This is a genomic window from Bartonella krasnovii (genome assembly GCF_003606345.3).
Classification (GTDB): domain Bacteria; phylum Pseudomonadota; class Alphaproteobacteria; order Rhizobiales; family Rhizobiaceae; genus Bartonella; species Bartonella krasnovii.
In genome coordinates, this window is the sequence record NZ_CP031844.2 from 1,548,355 (window position 1) to 1,566,643 (window position 18,289).

At 36.2% G+C, this 18,289-nt stretch carries 11 protein-coding genes, 1 tRNA gene and 2 pseudogenes; 7 read left to right on the plus strand and 7 right to left on the minus strand.

Annotated elements, in window-relative coordinates; genetic code table 11:
* Positions 1-25: 25 nt before the first annotated feature.
* Together D1092_RS06580 and D1092_RS06585 are read right to left on the minus strand one after the other, a co-directional pair.
* On the minus strand, positions 26-376 hold the full coding sequence (locus D1092_RS06580; protein ID WP_148255622.1) for a hypothetical protein: 351 nt from the start codon (positions 374-376) through the stop codon (positions 26-28).
* A gap of 284 nt (positions 377-660) precedes the next feature.
* Entirely contained in the window at positions 661-1,158 is a 498-nt protein-coding gene (locus D1092_RS06585; protein WP_241435956.1) for a hypothetical protein, read from the minus strand.
* Positions 1,159-2,165: 1,007 nt separating this feature from the next.
* Between D1092_RS06585 and D1092_RS10080 the strand changes: the two are divergent.
* Positions 2,166-2,904: pseudogene (locus D1092_RS10080) on the plus strand (HesA/MoeB/ThiF family protein).
* Positions 2,905-4,123, plus strand: a pseudogene (locus D1092_RS06595) (MFS transporter).
* 1,305 nt (positions 4,124-5,428) lie between these two features.
* Here D1092_RS06595 and D1092_RS06600 read toward each other — a convergent pair.
* Positions 5,429-5,519, minus strand: a tRNA-Ser gene (locus D1092_RS06600).
* Positions 5,520-5,830: 311 nt separating this feature from the next.
* Here D1092_RS06600 and D1092_RS06605 point away from each other — a divergent pair.
* Complete coding sequence (locus tag D1092_RS06605) at positions 5,831-7,042, plus strand: porin (RefSeq protein WP_148255624.1); 1,212 nt, start codon at positions 5,831-5,833, stop codon at positions 7,040-7,042.
* A 981-nt stretch (positions 7,043-8,023) separates the two neighbouring features.
* Here D1092_RS06605 and D1092_RS06610 read toward each other — a convergent pair.
* The 4 genes from D1092_RS06610 to D1092_RS09490 form a co-directional block, all read right to left on the minus strand.
* Entirely contained in the window at positions 8,024-8,824 is an 801-nt protein-coding gene (locus tag D1092_RS06610; protein ID WP_148255625.1) for an N-acetylmuramoyl-L-alanine amidase, read from the minus strand.
* A gap of 1,210 nt (positions 8,825-10,034) precedes the next feature.
* On the minus strand, positions 10,035-10,766 hold the full coding sequence (locus D1092_RS06615) for an alpha/beta fold hydrolase (protein ID WP_148255626.1): 732 nt from the start codon (positions 10,764-10,766) through the stop codon (positions 10,035-10,037).
* A gap of 254 nt (positions 10,767-11,020) precedes the next feature.
* Positions 11,021-12,217: a multidrug effflux MFS transporter gene (locus tag D1092_RS06620; RefSeq protein WP_148255627.1), complete on the minus strand. Its 1,197-nt coding sequence runs from the start codon at positions 12,215-12,217 to the stop codon at positions 11,021-11,023.
* A gap of 1,565 nt (positions 12,218-13,782) precedes the next feature.
* Positions 13,783-13,923, minus strand: a complete 141-nt coding sequence (locus tag D1092_RS09490) for a hypothetical protein (protein ID WP_167309303.1) — start codon at positions 13,921-13,923, stop codon at positions 13,783-13,785.
* Between the two features lie 220 nt (positions 13,924-14,143).
* Between D1092_RS09490 and D1092_RS06630 the strand changes: the two genes are divergently transcribed.
* From D1092_RS06630 to D1092_RS06640, 4 genes are all read left to right on the plus strand, one after another.
* Positions 14,144-15,232: a TIGR04086 family membrane protein gene (locus tag D1092_RS06630; protein ID WP_148255629.1), complete on the plus strand. Its 1,089-nt coding sequence runs from the start codon at positions 14,144-14,146 to the stop codon at positions 15,230-15,232.
* Between the two features lie 415 nt (positions 15,233-15,647).
* A complete protein-coding gene (locus tag D1092_RS09495) occupies positions 15,648-15,797 on the plus strand; it encodes a hypothetical protein (RefSeq protein ID WP_167309304.1) in 150 nt (49 codons plus the stop codon).
* Between the two features lie 64 nt (positions 15,798-15,861).
* Positions 15,862-17,052, plus strand: coding sequence for a hypothetical protein (locus D1092_RS06635; RefSeq protein WP_148255630.1), 1,191 nt, complete (start codon positions 15,862-15,864; stop codon positions 17,050-17,052).
* A complete protein-coding gene (locus tag D1092_RS06640; RefSeq protein ID WP_148255631.1) occupies positions 17,049-18,245 on the plus strand; it encodes an MFS transporter in 1,197 nt (398 codons plus the stop codon). Before D1092_RS06635 ends, D1092_RS06640 begins: the two co-directional genes overlap by 4 nt.
* Positions 18,246-18,289: the final 44 nt, after the last annotated feature.

The following is an 18,289-nucleotide window of genomic DNA, read 5'->3' on the forward strand; positions in this document are numbered from 1 at the left end:
TCTCCTTTTTTGTACTATAAGAGCTTTATCTCGCTGCTGAAGAGTATCTTCTAATTGTTGAAGTGTTTTTTTCAATTTCTTTGTCAATCGTATGTGTAAAATTAAAATAATCGGAGAAGCTATAGAAAAACATAAAAAAAATGAATGCGATAAAAATACATATAAAAGTCAAAATATCGAACTCTCTATCGGCCTCACCCAACATCCGGACAACAGAACCTAAAGCCATACTGATAACAAATATGCAGAAGATTATTTTATAATCCTTCGATGAAAGCGCTATAGCTTCTTTAAACGCTAAAACTCTAGATTCTGTATCAAATGCTGAAGAAGCTTCCGAAACCTTTTCATCCAGATTTTGAAATGTCTCATTCAATGGTTGTGTTTCTTTGGTCGTGTTTCTTGCCTTTTCATGCTGGTCTCATTTTATTTTTCATTTTCGGAGTGTGTTTCTCGCGCGTTTTTATCTCTTTTCCATCTTTCTTTTTCCGCTCTTTCACAGTTCCTGTTACACAAAAAACAAAGAGTCCCTATAATAACCGTAACGGATATGATGAGTACTATTGCAAATCCCACCGTTTATTCCTTTTTCAATGACATCGTTGTTGGATCATCTCATGCATTCTTCCCCATCGCATCAATGAACAACCTTCTGTTTCTTTATCGCGATATTTTTTTCAGACTTTGAAGTTTATTGTTTAAACGATCAACTTCGTGATCAAGCCTTTCAAGTTCTTTATTGAGTCCATCAATATGCCCATGATGTTTAGAAATCACTTCTAAAGTATGTAATGACTGAGACTGATCCTTAAGCTGATCGACTTTGTTTAAAACGCGAAAGGCTTCTGTTCTTTTCTCAACATGCTCAAATAGCGTAAAAACCTTCTCAAGCCGCTCAAAAATTGCAGCATTTCGTTTTTGCGTTATCTCATATTTATAAGTAAGTTGTTTGTTGTTTGGCATCGTTTTCAGCAATGCCAAATAGAGTTCCTGCTGTTCAAGAGCTATTCTCTTCAAATCCTCTACCGCTACCCCTAATACCTTCATTGTATCATTCCATCCCCGTTGCGCATTTTCCTTTTCAAACTCAACGGAATCCAGCCTCTGAACAGCATCATCCCGCTCCTTAACGACTTGGGAACAAAATAATTTATCCACGCCCGTATAACCATGCGATGCGGAAACAAGGTATGTCAGCAAAAATATGATAAGCAATAAGCCTTTTCTCAACAGAATTTTTTTTGTAAACATTTTTCTATTTTCTCGTATAAAATACCTTAAAATAAATACCTAAATTCTCATCAAAAGATTCGAAATTAAATTTATTCAATCTCTTTAGAATAATCTACGATAAAAATAAAAGGGGTAAATTATACAAAAAATAAACCTATAAAAACGAATTTATTCAACAGAGTAGTTACGAACTTTTTCTGTTGAGTGAGATATCTCTATCAGAACAAGTTAATCATTTTAATATATAAATAATTCAAAAGTGTTATTTTGATTAATAAATACGCTGACAATTATGAAAATACTATATATACAAAAACAGACAAAACGGCTAACTGATAGGATACATCATTTTCTCAAAACTCATCTATAAATACTTTTATAAATACTTTTTGTAAAAATATTCACTTTACATCATAAAACTCATTGACAATAATCACTTTTTTACATCCTTATTCTCTCACTTAAATGATGAATATGAGTTATGAAAGCATAATTTTTAAAGGGAGGAGGATCATGGATCATACAGAATGTAACTAATGACTAGAAAAAATTCTTTTCCCTGGAATTATTTTCTAGAAAGAAGTTGGTTTGATCTACAAGTGGGGAGGAAAAATGAAATAACAGTATCTTTTGGAAAAATACACACGTATTGTTGTTCGTGAAAAGGATGCCATTTTCGGTGCTGGTTCAAAACATTCATTATCAATGATAAGAGATTTGGGATAACTTACTCCTTATTGCAGCACAATGGATCAAAAAAAAAGACTGTCGATGAGGTTTATAATTCACTATCGTCTGTTATGCTAAAAGAAAATTTTAATCGTGCGTTTAATTTTCTTGTTTCTAATCATTTTCTTGTCCAAGCTGAAACATCAAACAATATTCTCAATAGTCGCTATTCTAGAAGTCATCTCCATTACCAAAGTTATGGTATGCATCCAGTCTCTATCCAGCATACTCTTTTGCAAAAAAGTGTCGTCATTTTAGGCTGTGGTGGGATTGGTAATCATGTATCAGCAATGCTTGCAGCCTCTGGTGTTGGGAAATTGACTCTTGTTGACAATGATGTGATCGAGTTGGCCAATCTTACGAGGCAAATTCTTTTTACTGAAGATACTAGGTCTTCCGAAAACAAAAGTTCTTAAGCCTAAACTGCTACGAAGAAACAGCCAAAGTGAAATTCATGAATTACAAATGTTGATGACTGAAAAAGAGGACATTAAAAAGCTCCCCAAAGCTGATGTATGGATTATTTCTGCTGATTTTTCTGATCAGCTAGGAGTATGGATCAATGAATGGTGTGTAAAAAATAAACAAGCCTATATAAATTCTGGTTATGTTAATGATATAGCTGTCGTTGGTCCATTTTACATACCTGGGCAAACTGGTTGTTACGCATGCAGCGCATCTATAGGCAATCTTCCAGCAAAAAGTGATCATCTTATTTATGAGGCTTGTGTTATGATTAATAATAACTTCAAAGTTGCTACATTTCCTCCTGTGAATACTCTTTCAGCCGCCATGTGTGCCAACGATGCTCTTAAATTTTGGGGTGGTTATGGAAGCCTTCTTTCCACTGATCAAAGCGTGGGAATATGGAGCAGCCAGCTCTTCATAGAAGAACGCTCTCTCAAGAAAAATCCTCACTGTAAGGTTTGTGGAACAACATAAATGAACAGACCACGCACCCTTGCTCTCACCTATGGCTCTTATAATGCCGTACGCATGCTCATTGGTGTCTACCATACGATTTTTTTTAATGTCGATGGGGGTGAGTCTCGCACAATTAGCACTACTTCAAGTTGTCTTTTCCACAACTATTCTCCTGCTTGATTTTCCTTGTTCTGTTTTAACGGACAGATATCGACGTAAATATTCCGTGATAGCTGGTGTCTTTATGACAGGAGTATTTTATCTTCTCTGCCTTCAAGCTCCTCATATGACAGCGCTTATTATTGCGCAAATTCTCTATGCAGCAGGCATTTGCATCATTGTCAGCGCCATTGACGGATGGATTTACCATTCTCTTGGTGATAAACACGATCACTTTTCGCATTATGCGCACCTTTATCACCAAGTGAATTCTTTCGGGAGTATTTTCAGTGGAATTGTAGGCATTGGAACGATTTATTACTCTGGACAATATTTTATGGGATATATTATCTCATGCCTCATGATGGGGATTATTTTTTGGGTCTTCCTTATTATTCCTGAAGAAAAGAAATCAACGATTGAAACACACAAAACAAAAACAATCTTGCACAATGCCAAGGAAACGCTCTGGATCTTTCAAAACACCGTGGGTGGAGCATGGTTTATTTTCCTCATGTGTCTTTTTAGCGCTGGAATTCAGATTATTTATCATTTTTGGCAACCAATTATCCTTGTAGGAGAAAAAATTGATCACCTCAATGGCTCGCAAATGTTGGTCCTTATGTGCTGTCATATTGGAGCCTTTTCAGCACAGTATTTTTCAAATTTACTGATGTCGAAATATCATGTCCTTGATAAAAAATATAAGAATTCTATCAAATATTTTTCCTTCTTTTCTTCTCTGATGTGCACCGCACTTTATTTTTTCGTTCATAACAATCAAACAGTTGCATCCGTCATTGCCTTCTCTTTAATCCATGGATTTATTTGCACTGTCCCGATAGGAGCAAAAAGCTTATTTTTCTCAGAGCTAAGTCAAACACAAACGCAGCATATTTCTGGTGTTGTTGGTGCTGTATCTTTTAGCGGCAGACTATTTTCAATTACCGTATTAAGTATTATTTCTTTTCTTCCTGCAAAAGTTTCTCCCTCTTATTATCTCATCTTACCGACCCTTACTTTTTTCACGTGTGGTTTGGTCATCATGAGATGGATAAAACATTCTCAAAAGTCTTGATGAGCGGAAAACCATAAAATTATCACCCACAAAGTTTTTTTCTAAAAAAAATTCTTCTAAAAGAGATCGAGGCTTCCTTAGCCCCTTAATACATCGAGCTTTCAACAGACAACATCTCCATAACGCAATAATTTATAAAGATCATCGACCAAACTCAAATATCGTAAGATTTTTTCATCAAATCTATTTTATCTTGAATCAATCAAAATCATTTTCCTACACGTCATAAGCGGAAAGAGCCTTATGGGTAAAAACGATTTAGAAAGGAAAGAAGCCTTTTTATTCTATCCCATTCACAGGTTTCATTGCGAAATGAGCTTAAGAGAGATATCTTTAAAACCAGCGCATAAATTGGTAATATTCGTATTATATTAAGGGTGTAATCCCAAACAGAATAGACAAAACGTGCCCCCCATGATTTTCATTATTTCACGGACAAAACTGTTACAGATTGGTGAAAGTTGTAAAAGTTGAATTCATAAGATAATGAGTGATGATAAAATGGGTATCTTTTTCGCTTTGATATTTTTTAAAATGAAATGATCTTCCCATTTTTTAAAAATCATTCTCTCATAAGTTACAATATTTTTTCCCCTATTTGGCCTATAAAAGCTGATACAATGGTTAAAAAAATTAAACGGTTAAAACAATAAACTGTCTTAAATATTATCTTAACATATCCCGCTGTGTTAGAAGTCGATATTGATTGACATGCCATAGAAAAAGCAAAAACATCATAAAACAACAAATATGCCATCAATAGATTGGAGAAATATAGGGATATAAAACACTTTGTGAAACCATACCCGTAATCCATCTAGCTTTACGCCCACTTAATTCTTATAAGCGTTTGTGCTGCTTCCTATATTTATAAAAATCCGCAGACAATCTTTCACTAAAAAATTGGCATAGCGATTTGCATGAAATCGATTAAGTTTGAAACATCTCTTATTGGTTTTGCTTTAATTTCCACTCTTAGAAAGCATTTTTTGTCATTTGTTTCATGAAATATAGAAAGCCCAGGTATAAAAAAACAACACAAAAATTAAGAAAAAGGGTTAAGAAAACAAGTAGTAATACGCGCGGATCATGTAACCGCTAATAAGGTTTTGCGCATAAAAACATTGTTTGGCTGAACTGAAAATAAAAGAGCATCGCCCTCTATCAAAACAGTTGATAAAAAGTATCTAACAATAGAAGCAATTAAAAAAACAACAAAAATTGGGGAGGATAAAGAAAAGATTAAGTTAAAAGAACAAAAGGAAGCAAAATTTTCCAATTAATATACTGATTATTACTGAATAATGGCGGAGAGGAAGAGATTCGAACTCTCGAGAGCCTTTTGAGCCCTACTCCCTTAGCAGGGGAGCGCCTTCGACCACTCGGCCACCTCTCCAAGGAGTTGCATAAATGGTATCAATAAAAAGTTCAAGACATTTTCTATTTTTTTCCCAAATATCTGAAATTTTTCTTGATTGATTCCATAGGGATCAAAAGTTAATGAAACAAAAATTGTGTCTTTTTTACAACATCTTCTTGAATAGTACGTGGATACATTACAAAAAGTTCATTTCATATTTGAAACTCTCGAAATATTCGTATAGCTAGAATGATAAGTACCGCGTATTTTACTTATGCCTTTATCTTTAATGTATTAGGCAAGTGATATTCTTTAAAAGAAGATTAAACGGACCTCGGAGATCCCATATGAATATAAAATCCCTCTTTTTAAGCTCTACAGCAGCTTTTTTAGCAATTTCTGGAGCACATGCTGCTTCAAAAGTTGTTGCCGAACCTGAACCCGTAGAATATGTTCGCGTTTGTGATGCCTACGGAAAAGGATATTTCTATATCCCTGGAACAGAAACCTGCATGCGTTTATCAGGGAGTGTTCGTGCTGATTTTGTCGGCGGTGGTAATATTGATGCAACCACCGAAGCTGAGCTAAACAACAAAAGAAAAACCTATGGCTCATCATCACGGCTCACCCTTGTTTTTCAAGCTGCTTCTGAAACAGAAATGGGAACCCTTCGTTCATATGCGAGAATTTTCTCAAGCTGGGGAGATGGTAAAGAGAAAGCTGGAGCAAGGCTTTCAGCCGCTTACATTGAGCTTGGTGGATTTCGTGTAGGTCTTGATGATACCATTTTCAACAGCTGGACTGGTGGTTATGGAAATGTTCTCAATGATGATAGCATAGCACCTGCTGGTACAACACGCACCAATTTTATTTCCTATACCTTTAACGGTGATGCCGGATTTTCTGCTATTATCGGATTTGAAGTAGGCAATAATTCAGATTCTCTTCCTGAAGTACACGTAGCAACAATAGGAAGCGGCTATATTGAGAAAGATGGGAAAGTTATTCCTATCACAGAAGATACTCGTCCAAGTAAAGCAATTAAAAATTACACCCCTAATGTGGTTTTGGGTATAAAGTTTATGCAGAAATGGGGTGGTTTTTCAGCCGTTGCTGCATATGATGCTTACTACAAAAAGTGGGCTGGCAAAATACGTGCAGATTTCAATGTTAACGACCGTTTCAACCTATGGGTAATGGCTGGTTATAAAAATGGTGTTGATTACTACACCGAAAATGCAGATGGTGAGTTATCACGACGCAGCACAACGATCTATGCAAACTGGGGCGGTAAATGGGCGGCTTGGGCCGGTGCCACTTACAAACTCACGCCAAAAGCAGATTTGAATGCTCAAATTTCTTATAGTGCTGTAAAAACCTTTGCAACGTCTGTCAATATTGCATACACGCTGGTTCCAGGTCTTGTGATTACACCTGAATTGACCTACGTTTCTTGGAACGATGATCGCGTTATAAAGGATGCAAATAATAATGATAAACCTTTCTTTCATGGAAAAAATGCATTCCAAGGTATGATCCGTTTACAGCGTTCATTCTAATTTTATTAAGCTAGAGCTTTGAAAAACTGGCGACATAAGTCGCCAGTTTTTATTTTTAAAATCAAATATCATAAGCAACCTTTCCGGATACTTATTTTCTTAATCCTTCTGACAAAAATGACTTAATTTTACAAAAATATTATCAAGAAGTTAACCTTATAAGCTTGATAAAAATAACTTCATACGGTTTACCCGTCCATCAATTCAAACAATCTCTTCCTTGCTCTTTAAAGCATACCCTCCATTGCTTTATTATCTAATTGATCTTTCTTTTGGTAAATTATAATCTAACCTTTATAATTTAAGGCATGATCTTCTCAGATAAGTCCTACCCTGAATACTCAGTTTAACTGCACTGAACAAGAAACCTCACTCCTCTCAAAGCACAAAAATACCTACCGGCATCAGTTTGTAAGTAATTCAATTGCTCTGGGGAGAAACTTGAGGGGGATATTTATGATTCATTTGTATAAAGGGCTGACAGACAAGTCTCATCCTGAATATTTTTCCACCTTTATTTTTAAAATACTTCAATTAAATTTCGTATTCTTTATGTCTCTTGTATCATGGCCTTCAATGATGTTATTTTACAGCATGATAGACGATACACTTCACAGAGAATTCTATACTCTTTACGAATACTGTTGCAAAATATGTGTGTGATACACACCCCCAAAATATTCTAAAACAAACAGGTAAACACGCAATAGAAGTCCTTTTTGTTTGAGGCATTCTATCTTGCATGATCCCATTATACACAGCCTCTTAACTGTAGATGCTTTTAAAGGAATAAGAATAAGAAACAGTAAAACTTCATCTCTATAAACCATAAAGTCTTCCATAGAGTTATGTTTCCATAAAATGCCTTATGCCACGCATACAATTTTAAAAACGATAAACGCTCTTTTATATGAAACCAATCAGCAAAAATAAGCGCTCACACGTCATCATAAAATATCTTTTAATTCAAACGAACTGAATTCACGAAAAATATTTATCAACCAATGCATAAAGAATTGCCGCTGTTTCAATATCGAGAATCCCGTCATAGTTTTCTTGACGAAAATGAAGTTGAAAAGCTCGAATTAAATTTTTATATCCTATTTCAGTAGATGCCACGGAAACATCATACCCATAACATTGCAGCTTTGCCAAAGCCTCCTCCTTAGAGGGAAAACTCTTAGAAAATTGTTCTTGATAGTGATTTTTGGGCTCATCATCATACCATGCCCCTATCCCAACTTTATAAAGTTCTTTCCACGGAAAAGCTGCTCCCGGATCACTTTTTCTTCCAATGGCAATATCGCTATGCCCCACAACATCCGTTGGCATAATATCAGGATACCGTTGAAGAATATTCAATGCAAGCTCTTTAACGGCATCAATTTGTATTGGATTATAGGGAGGAAAGCTCTCGCCATTATGCTTCATTAAATCAACGGTCTCTTCTAAAGACTCAGAATGACCCGTTGCTAAATTAACGATTTCAATGCCAATAGATGTATCATTGAGATGACTATGCCCAGCCCATGAGCTAACACCCGCATGCCACGCACGCTCGTTCTCATCAACCAGATTAAAAATACGCATATCCTTAAACCCAGCCTCACGATATGTCTGCTCTGAAGGGTCAGGAATAAGATAGTGTGCACTAACCTTTTCCCCTGTAAGAGCCATGACCGAGGCTTTAAAATCAATAGACGTATAATGCATGACAAGAAAACGAACCCGACGATTAAAACTCTTAATAGAACGATAACTGTTGTAATCAATCGGATACATAAAGGCCCTTTCTTTTTTTCACTAAAAAACACCGTGTATCACAACAAAGAGGACACAACCCATTGAAAAAATTGCAATGAACCTTTTATCAAGATGAATTACGTCAAAAATTTGTTCACCGACAACATTAACAAACGCACTGTATCAAATATTTTTCACACAAATTCTCTCACAATGATCAATTGAAAAGAAAATAAAAGTATTAAACAATCATTCCTTAAATCTTCACGTCTTACAGAAAAAAGAGCTGTTCCTGCTATCCAATTGAGAAACATTTCCTCAAAGCGAGCATTCAACGATCACGCAATCTAAATAAAAGCATAAAGGAAATACTTTATGAAATTTTTACAGCAAATTAAGAGCAGATAACTGAACAGAACATATTTGCAATCAACGTTTCACGGATATATTTTTCAATAAAATTTGTAAAGCTTTTCTATCAATGATACTGTTTCCTGTCTTCTCACACTATCTCTTTCTGATTTATAAAAAATAACGATTATTTAAAACGTTTGAGAAACACAAAGTCTCTGAATTTTCTTCATATGCTCCTAATGAAAAATAACATATTAATTGACAATGACTATTAATCTTTTTTTGCATTTTAGATGGAATAACCAGATAAATCCTCTTCTATTGAATTAATCAAAACTATTTATTTTCACATCAAAAGCAGAGTTTAATAGTTAGATAAAAACAACACCGTATGATGCATGTATCTCATCCTCTTAATCTAAAGAGAAAAATTTATTGCAACATTGTGTGCTAGAAAAGTGACACTACGAAAATCCAATTCAGCACATAGACCTTCAATATTTTTGCTGATAACATAAAAATGAAAAGGCCACTGGAAACCAATGATGTATCTTACGAAATATCTATCAGCAAACGGGCCTAACTTTTAGCACGAGAGAAGAACGGGAAAAAGATATAGAAATCGATGTTCTCTTAAATGAGGGACAAACTCTTTTGCGACGTTTCCTTAACTGACAACAACAGCAAACAAAAGAATATCGCATTCAGTAATTTTTACCAAAATTTTTCACCAGATCGCTTAAGAAAGACAACCTCCTTCATGTTTTTCAACATTCCCACCTTATATCACCATAAGTGAATTCAATGAACAACTTTTATGGGCTTTAAAACCTTCAATGCCCCTTGCAGATTTCTGGTCCCAGCCCATTACCTAAGAGCACAAGAAATTTCTTTTTCATAATCCCTCCATCCATTCGCTAACGATTGCATTCGTCATAACAGGATTATCATCCCACAAACGCGTACCAGCCCTAGAAATTATTCGATATTCATGATTGACACATTGGCTTTTTGTTTGATTATCAACCGTTGCAAGTTGCGATTTTTCACCCACCAACGCTAAAAACTTACCCGTATATTTAACAATCTCATCTCTAGCATCCAATGCCAATAAGAGTTTAAATCCTCTTGTCATCCGTTCAATAGCTATGCTTTTTTGATCTTTCGGAATTTCCAAGGCAACTCTTTTTTTAGTGACACCATGAGAATGCATAAAAACATTGAGTGTTTCCAAAGCGCCCGTCAAATCATTATTTTCTAAGTGAATTAAAATATCTCCAAGACGCCGTTGCAAAAGCTTATCTGGATAGCCAGGTGCATTGATAGCAAGTACAGCCCGCACATTAGGAAGCCGTGATGCCAATATTTGTACCAACATTCCAGCCATAGAAAATCCCACAAACACCGCAGGCTCTTTAAAATACTTTTCGAGTTCTTCTATCATAAAAGATAAAGTATCGACAGCAGAATGATTGAGAAAATGAGAACTCTTAGGAAAAAGAGAGAGTGTATCCAGCAGCGTTACTTGGAATCCTTTTGTCGCGCAGAGCTTTGTCAAAGAAGCACAAAAAGCTCCCTCATCCCAAATGGGCATCACAGGAGAAAGAATAACAACATGACAGCTCATTGATCGATTGCTCCTCTTGCTCCAACACACACATCAGAGCCCAAACTCTTTCTCCTAAATGTCATGAAAATACAAAAGTATGTTGAAACTTTACGTCCCCCATAACAACCAATTTTTTTAAATTCAACCGAAGTTTATGATCAATTTTAACCCCGCTCGATTAAACAACTGAATAAAAAAATCACTCAATAACAGAGTCCAGAAGCGTGTAAAACATCAGAAATATTTCTGCATAATACGCTCTATCATTTTACTCAACTTATTTCTGAGGTCATAAAATGACGCGCTTTTTGAATATAAATAATAAAACCAATCATGCAACACACGGCTAACAAAGTTGCCATAGCCCGCGGGCTATGACCAGAGATTTTTCCGATAAGCGCCGCACTGAGTGCTGCACTTCCCAATTGCAAAGAGCCCATAACACCAGAAGCCGCCCCCGCCGCTTGCGGATGCGATGAAATAGCCAACGCTGTGCCTAAGGGTAATAAAAAACCATTGCCAAAAGTAAGAACAGCAATCGCCATAAAACTTGTCACAAGAGGCCATGGACTTAGATACATTTGCAAAGCAAAAAGCACTCCGCCTATCACAAAAATAACGTACCCTCTCCCCACAGTCTTTTCCATAGACTCGCGTTCGAAAAACCACCGCGCCAAAAAATTTCCCAAAATATAGGGCAATGAGACACCAATATAGCTATAACTGATATAGATCGGCGATAAACCCAAAGTCGTGAGTAAAAAAGGCGATTCCACAATATAAGCAAAATAGGCCGCGTAAGAAAAACACGGAATAAGTGCATAAAAAATAAATTGTTTATTTCTGAGAACGCCTAGATATCCCTTCATAAACCCTATCGGAGAAAAAGGTTGTCGCTTTTGGAGGGGGAGGGTTTCAGTTAGCACAAAACAACACAATAAAATGGTCAAAAATATAAAAACACTTAAAAAGATAAAAGTGGCTTGCCAATGAAAAGCTTGTATTAAAAGTCCACCAATGAAAGGTGCAAGTGCTGGTGACATTCCAATAAAGGGGAAAACAATCAAATAAAGTTTTCCTGCTGCTTTTTTATCCAACAAATCATTGATAATCGCGCGACTTAAAACAAGTCCCGCACAAGCTCCAAGACCTTGCAAGAAACGTAAGACAAGAAAAGCATGAATATGAACCGTATAAATCACACCAATTGTTGTGAATAACCATAAGAATAAGCCTAATAGAAGTGTTTTTTTACGCCCAAAATTATCACTCAGAGGTCCATAAATAAGCTGTCCAAGTGCCAATGCAAACAAAAAAACAGCCACTGCACTTTGAATTTGAGATTGAGTCACTTGATAATACTGACGCATATCCCCCAGTGCTGGTAAAAAAATATCTGTAGAGATTAATCCCCCTGTCGATAAACATACAATAAATATAATAAATGACAAAGTATATTTACGATTCATAAATAAAATCACATTTTTAAAGTTAGAGATTAATTAATATTTAATTGAAAATGAAAAATATAATGATATTTTTATCTTATATAGATAAATAATAATGATTAAAAGCGTTATTATTTTACCTTATGAAATAAATTGCTATTATTTTTTAATAAATAAAATTCTATTCTCCATGCTTCACATGCAAAAATTCAATCCATGAAGAATCTTCCTTTACACACACTTTGCCCAATCTTCCGTTACTTTTTCCATTGATAGCATAAGAAAAAGCACACCCCCTCTTCACAGTAAAAATCCCACTTTCTATACACGATCCATCAAAGTTAATTGATAAAATGCAAAGCATAAAAACAACCTCAGACACCTCTCCCCCAAAATCGCTATGGTATAAACAGAGCAACAAACTTAATCAGCGCAATTTTTCAAATATCAAAAATATTTTGGATTTCTCATTAAAAGAAGTGTTCGAAATAATAATCAGTATCAATAGCAATCTGAAAATGGCTTTGAAAAATTCATTCACAAGCTATTTCAAAGGTTTTAACCATGAAATAAAGAGCCTAAAAATACACATGGAAAAAATAATGAGTGTCTGTATTTTCAACAACATCATACCGGAAAAATGCAAAAAAAGTCTTTATAGAGATATATTTAAAATACAGAATATAAAAGACATAAGGAAATCTTTAGCGACTATACACCAATAACAGCGCATCCCCCTTCTAATACACAGATTCAAATAAACATTATAAATTATGGTACCTTCGTACAAAACAGTTCATCAGAATCTATGTATATTACACCTTATCAAAAAGGTGAAGACAAAACAAAAAAATCAACGTTGGATATAGTCTTATAAATTGTTAAACATTGCCTCAAAAATTTTGAATCTGTCCTCTTGGTGTTGGGAGTTTTTACTCAAAAGCTTGAAATAGTTTTTCAAGCATTATGGCTAAGTAAAAAAACAAGGAGGAGAGCGTACAATCAAACGATCTTCTCCCCTCTTCACTTATCTCAGCTTTTTAAAGCTTTTCAAATTAAAGCGTATCAATATTATTGATCATCAAAACATACTATTCGTCATAAAAACAACGCATAAAGATGAAAATTATAGCGACCATGATTTCTTAAAAAAAAGCAAACAACAACGATAAAATTTTACTTTTTATCCTCAAACACAAGGAACATCATCAACAACCAAAAGAATACTCACGCAAGAATAATGATACTTTTTATGAAAAGTAAAAAGCGCATGCATTTCCTATAAAATACTGAATGATCAATCAATATGCGCCTAAAACATCAATATCTCTCTTGATGCTGCGGATTATCTGTTGATCAAAATATTATCATAAAAACACTCTTTTTGAATTTTCCAACAGAACCCTGATAGAACAAGCCAATGACATCATTTTACACAACCAGCGCATAATGTAAAAAAAACGTTCAATCTGTTTGCATCTTAGACGCTCAACAAAATTCTCCATGAATCGCTCTAAAAACTTCAAAAGCAAATAAATCTTCTGATGATATATAATCTTTTGCTTTGGTTAATTCGTTTCCCCCCCTTAAGAGGTTAAAAGAGCAAAAAAACCTCGGTAGACCAAAACTTTAGCAGACAATTGAGATCTTACAGCATTGCCCCCACAACCTACAGCACAAGCAACAGCTTGAACAGCTTCTCTCTCCCCCACAACACGAGGTGCCAAAAGTTATGCTGTCTCACAAAATCTCATAAGAGATAAAATGATCACACGAACACATCTTTCCTCAAACATACATTAGATCTTTAGAGTTTGTATATTCAACATTTTTCCTCTCATAAAATGTTGCAGTGTTTTTCTCTTCATTTTAGCGTCTCTCCATCTATTTTGGAACATAATTGTCCACAAGGCATTCTATCTCCAGCATCAGTAAAGGAGATAAAACATGGAAACCCGCATTCCTGAAGACACCCCCTTCGATTCACATTTTCTAGAGAAAACATCCCTAGAGACCGACTACCCATTTTTTCAACCACCTATTTCATGGTCTGCAATCTTTGCCGGACTTCTAACAGCTCTTGCCACCTCAATCTGCCTCTCTTTTCTAGTCGCAGCATTAGGCTTGAGCCAAATGGATTTCACTTCTTCAAACCCTTTTGAAGGCTCTTTCTTTTCCTTTGGTATAGGATCTCTTATCGTAACATTGATAAGCCTTGCCTTGGGCGGTTTTGTTGCCGGGCGTTTTGCTGAATCCTCAGGAGCCCTGCATGGCTTTCTCACTTGGGCTCTCTTAACACTGCTGATGACCCTCCAAGCCATCCACGTGGTTTCAAGCACCGCAAAAATAGGTGCTCAAGCAGCCCTAGAAAATAGCTCTATGCTTCAACAAACCGTGGACAGCTTTAAAACAAAGGTTGCTCCCCTGCTGACAAAATTAAACAGCGAGGATTTTGCAAAGTTTTTAACAAAAAACAGCGACAATGGTATCAATTTTGATAAACTCCGCGACGAGCTGCGTACAGTTCTCAACAAAAGCGACATCCCTGCCCTCAATCCTGAGCGCTTAAAAACATCCTATCAGGCAGCACTCAGTGATATTGGGGAGGCAATCACAGCTTTTAAAAATGATCCTTCGTATTACCGTACCACTCTGAAAAATCTAGAAGAGCGCCTTTCTGATCGTATAGAAGATTTGACAGCAAAATTTAATCGAAGCGATATCATCAATGCCCTTATGAACGATGGCATGACACGTGCTGATGCACAAACAGCCGCCAACAAAGCCATTCATGTTTATCAAAGGGCAGAGGAAAAAACTGCAAAAGCGATAAAAGTGCTTGAAGAAAGGACTGAAACCCTCTCTGACAATCTTGAAGGAGCTATTAAAGGTGCCAAAAACACCGCCACAAAAGTCACCAACACAGCCTCCAAGATGGGCTGGTGGGGCTTTTTAGGTAGCCTGATAGGCGCTATAATTTCCAGTGTTCTTGGTTATTATGGTTACAGAAGCCGTAAGGATTCTTTCACGCTTTAAAAGCTTATATTCTATAAATCAAGAAACACTTCAAAAAGCTGTACAAACTGTACAGCTTTTTTTTATCATTGGCTTGAAATGTTTTTTGTATAACATGACAACCTCTACATTACTTTACCATACCCCACACAAAGTCTCTCAAAGTTTAAATTTTAAAACAAAACACATAAATAATAAGAATGTAGCGTTCTCATCGTCTCTATAAATCAAACATCTTTCAAAAAGAACAATCTATCCTTTTAATAAGAACACAGAGTACGCTTCAATTATATGAAGTCTATCTCTTAAAAAGAATAAGAAATATCTTAAATCAACATAAGATTTGACAAAAAAAAAATCTATGCTAGGCTCTAAATTCTGGTAATTTTTATTTAAATTATCATGTATTTATAATTATAATATGAGGGAGGAATATATGAATATTTCACTTAATGAAGTAGAAGATGTTATTGAATTGTCTGCTGATGAAGTTGTGCCAACTGTGACAAATGATAAGTATGCACAGCGTAACGATGTTCAGGTTTATCAAGATGAGCTTGATATGAATGGTTCGCTGGAAGTTTAATAATATATTGTTGATAAAGATCTCTTTATACATCTAACTTTAAAAGTTAAGCATATTTAAAAACATGTTTGAATTATTTTCAGAGGGTTTTGCTCAAAAAGTTTGGGCAAAACAAGCAGCTGAATTGTCAATTTCACACATCCCTTTCATGGAAAGGGATGTATTAGATGCTCTAAGGCAATACGCTCTGCATCCTCATAAACTCTTAGCTCTTAATCCTAAATCCGAAGTCGTAACGGTGGTTAATGGAGTGCGGAGTCCACAACCTCTTCCAAACCTTCTTGTTTTAGATACGGATAAAACGATAGAAGAATATACTGCCCGCGTTGACCAATATGCCGAAGGACAAGAATGGTCGGTCATGTATTATGGGTTATATGCTGCAACCCCGTTGCTGTGGGACGCCGCAAAACAATTTGCAGATCAATTAGCACATTCTTTGGGGTATAGACCTGGTGGACGCGTGGATATTGACTGCTTTATTGGCCGGTATTCTTCTACCCATGTTGGAATCCATGTGGATCACGCTCATAATTTTGGTTTTACTCTACAGGATGGTAAAACGATGTTTGCATGGCCCAGCACACGAAGAGACCTTCAAGGGCTAAAATATCCTGAATATAAGGAACATAAATCAACAGCAACTGCGCTGCAAAATCGAACAGATCGTGTTGCCTATTTCCCTCATGATGCTTTCCATGTTGCCGAAACGAGAGAAAAGGTTGCTGTAAATATCAATATCGCTTTTTGGGAAACAGCGCACGATGCACAACACCATAAAAATTATGTCACGCATTTACTCCGTCTTAATGATCGAACGCGCCATGATATCCGCACATCAGGAAGAGCAAGTTTAAACCCTGATAATGCTTTTCAACACTCTGCGCTAAGCTCTGCCATCGCAAAGGGTACCTTAAAACGCCATATGCTGGTTTCTCAATTAATAAGCGATACAAGTTCACGTTTATGTGTTGGTCGCCCTCTTATTGAGGTCTCTGAAATTGAAAATGAAATCACTCTTCGCGCATCCGCAACCCTCCAATGGGTGCCCTTAAGGGAAACAAATGAACTCCTCATCGCTGCCAACGGGCATTGCACAAATTTTGAGTATAGCTCTCATCTAGAGCACTTCCTTTCTCAACTTTCATCAGGAAAAAAATTAGATCTAGCAAAATTAAATGATAAATCCTATAAATATGCACAGAATGAAATTTTAAAAGCTGTAAAAGCTTTAGCACGTTGGGGAGCATTGTGACAAAGAAAAAGTCCATGATGTTCGCCCAAATGGGACTTTTCCTCGTTTTGGGCTTAAGCAGTTTTGCTGATGAAACAGTTCAAGTCACTCTTATTCTACACTTAGCAAAAAATACATCCTCCATTTCAATGCTTCTGTTAGCGGGATTTATCGGAGCAATTTGCGCAGGACCTATTGCCCCGCATCTTTTGCATCATTTCAAACCTGCACGAACAGTACCCATTATTTTATTATTTCAAGCAATATTCGTAGCTATAGCTGCAATGACTAATCAATTTTGGTCTTATATTACTATTGCTTTTGCACTAGGTTGTACTAGTTCACTCTTTTGGTCCTCAATCCTTGTTACTGTACCTGACTTTGCAAACAATGATCACCAATTAGACCGCATTAATCGCATCATCCAAACGGTTCGTAATCTTGGTTATATTGTCGGACCACTGTTAGGGGGTGTATTATATGGTCTATCAAACGGGCAAAAAGGGCTCTTTGCACTCTCAATCATGGTTCTCTGTGCAGCCTTGATCACCACATGCTGTTTTAAAAGTTTAAAAATGCATGTACCAACAACAAACATGACACAGCACAGCAAAAAGAAGCTAGATTTAACGGGACTCTTGCGTAAAAAAAAGGTTGTCTATGCTCTTGCTCCTCTTATTATCACCATTATCCTCACTTCTACTCTAAGCGTATTGCTGATTGTTCGTATGCGCACTGAACTAAACTTAAGTGGAGAAATCTATGGAGTAATTGCAAGCATGTCGAGCCTCGGACTCGTGGTTGGTCCACTCTGCTTCTCCAGCCTTTTCCACCGCTTTGGCAATGCCGCTGGAGCATCATTGGCTGCCGCAACCATTGGCTTTGGAATTTTTTGTTTATCCTTAACACAGCTCATATGGTTGATGATGTTGTCATCTTTCATCCGTGGGAGTGCCAACGGCGTGCAAAATGCTCTGATGGCAAGTTTTATGATGAAAGCTATTCGGAAAGAACAACGAAACAATCAGATGCCCGCCTATATCTTCATCATACAAACAGCCGTATGTATTGGTTTTATTAGTGCAGGTTTTGTAAAAGTGCACCACACCCAATACACACTCCTTATCATCAGTATCGCTACCATGATCACAGGCATCTTAGGCTTTATCGTAAACCGCGCTCTACAAAAAAAGGAAGGGGATCATGCTGAATAGACTTTGCCATCTTTTCTCTCACACAAACCATGCACAAAAACAAT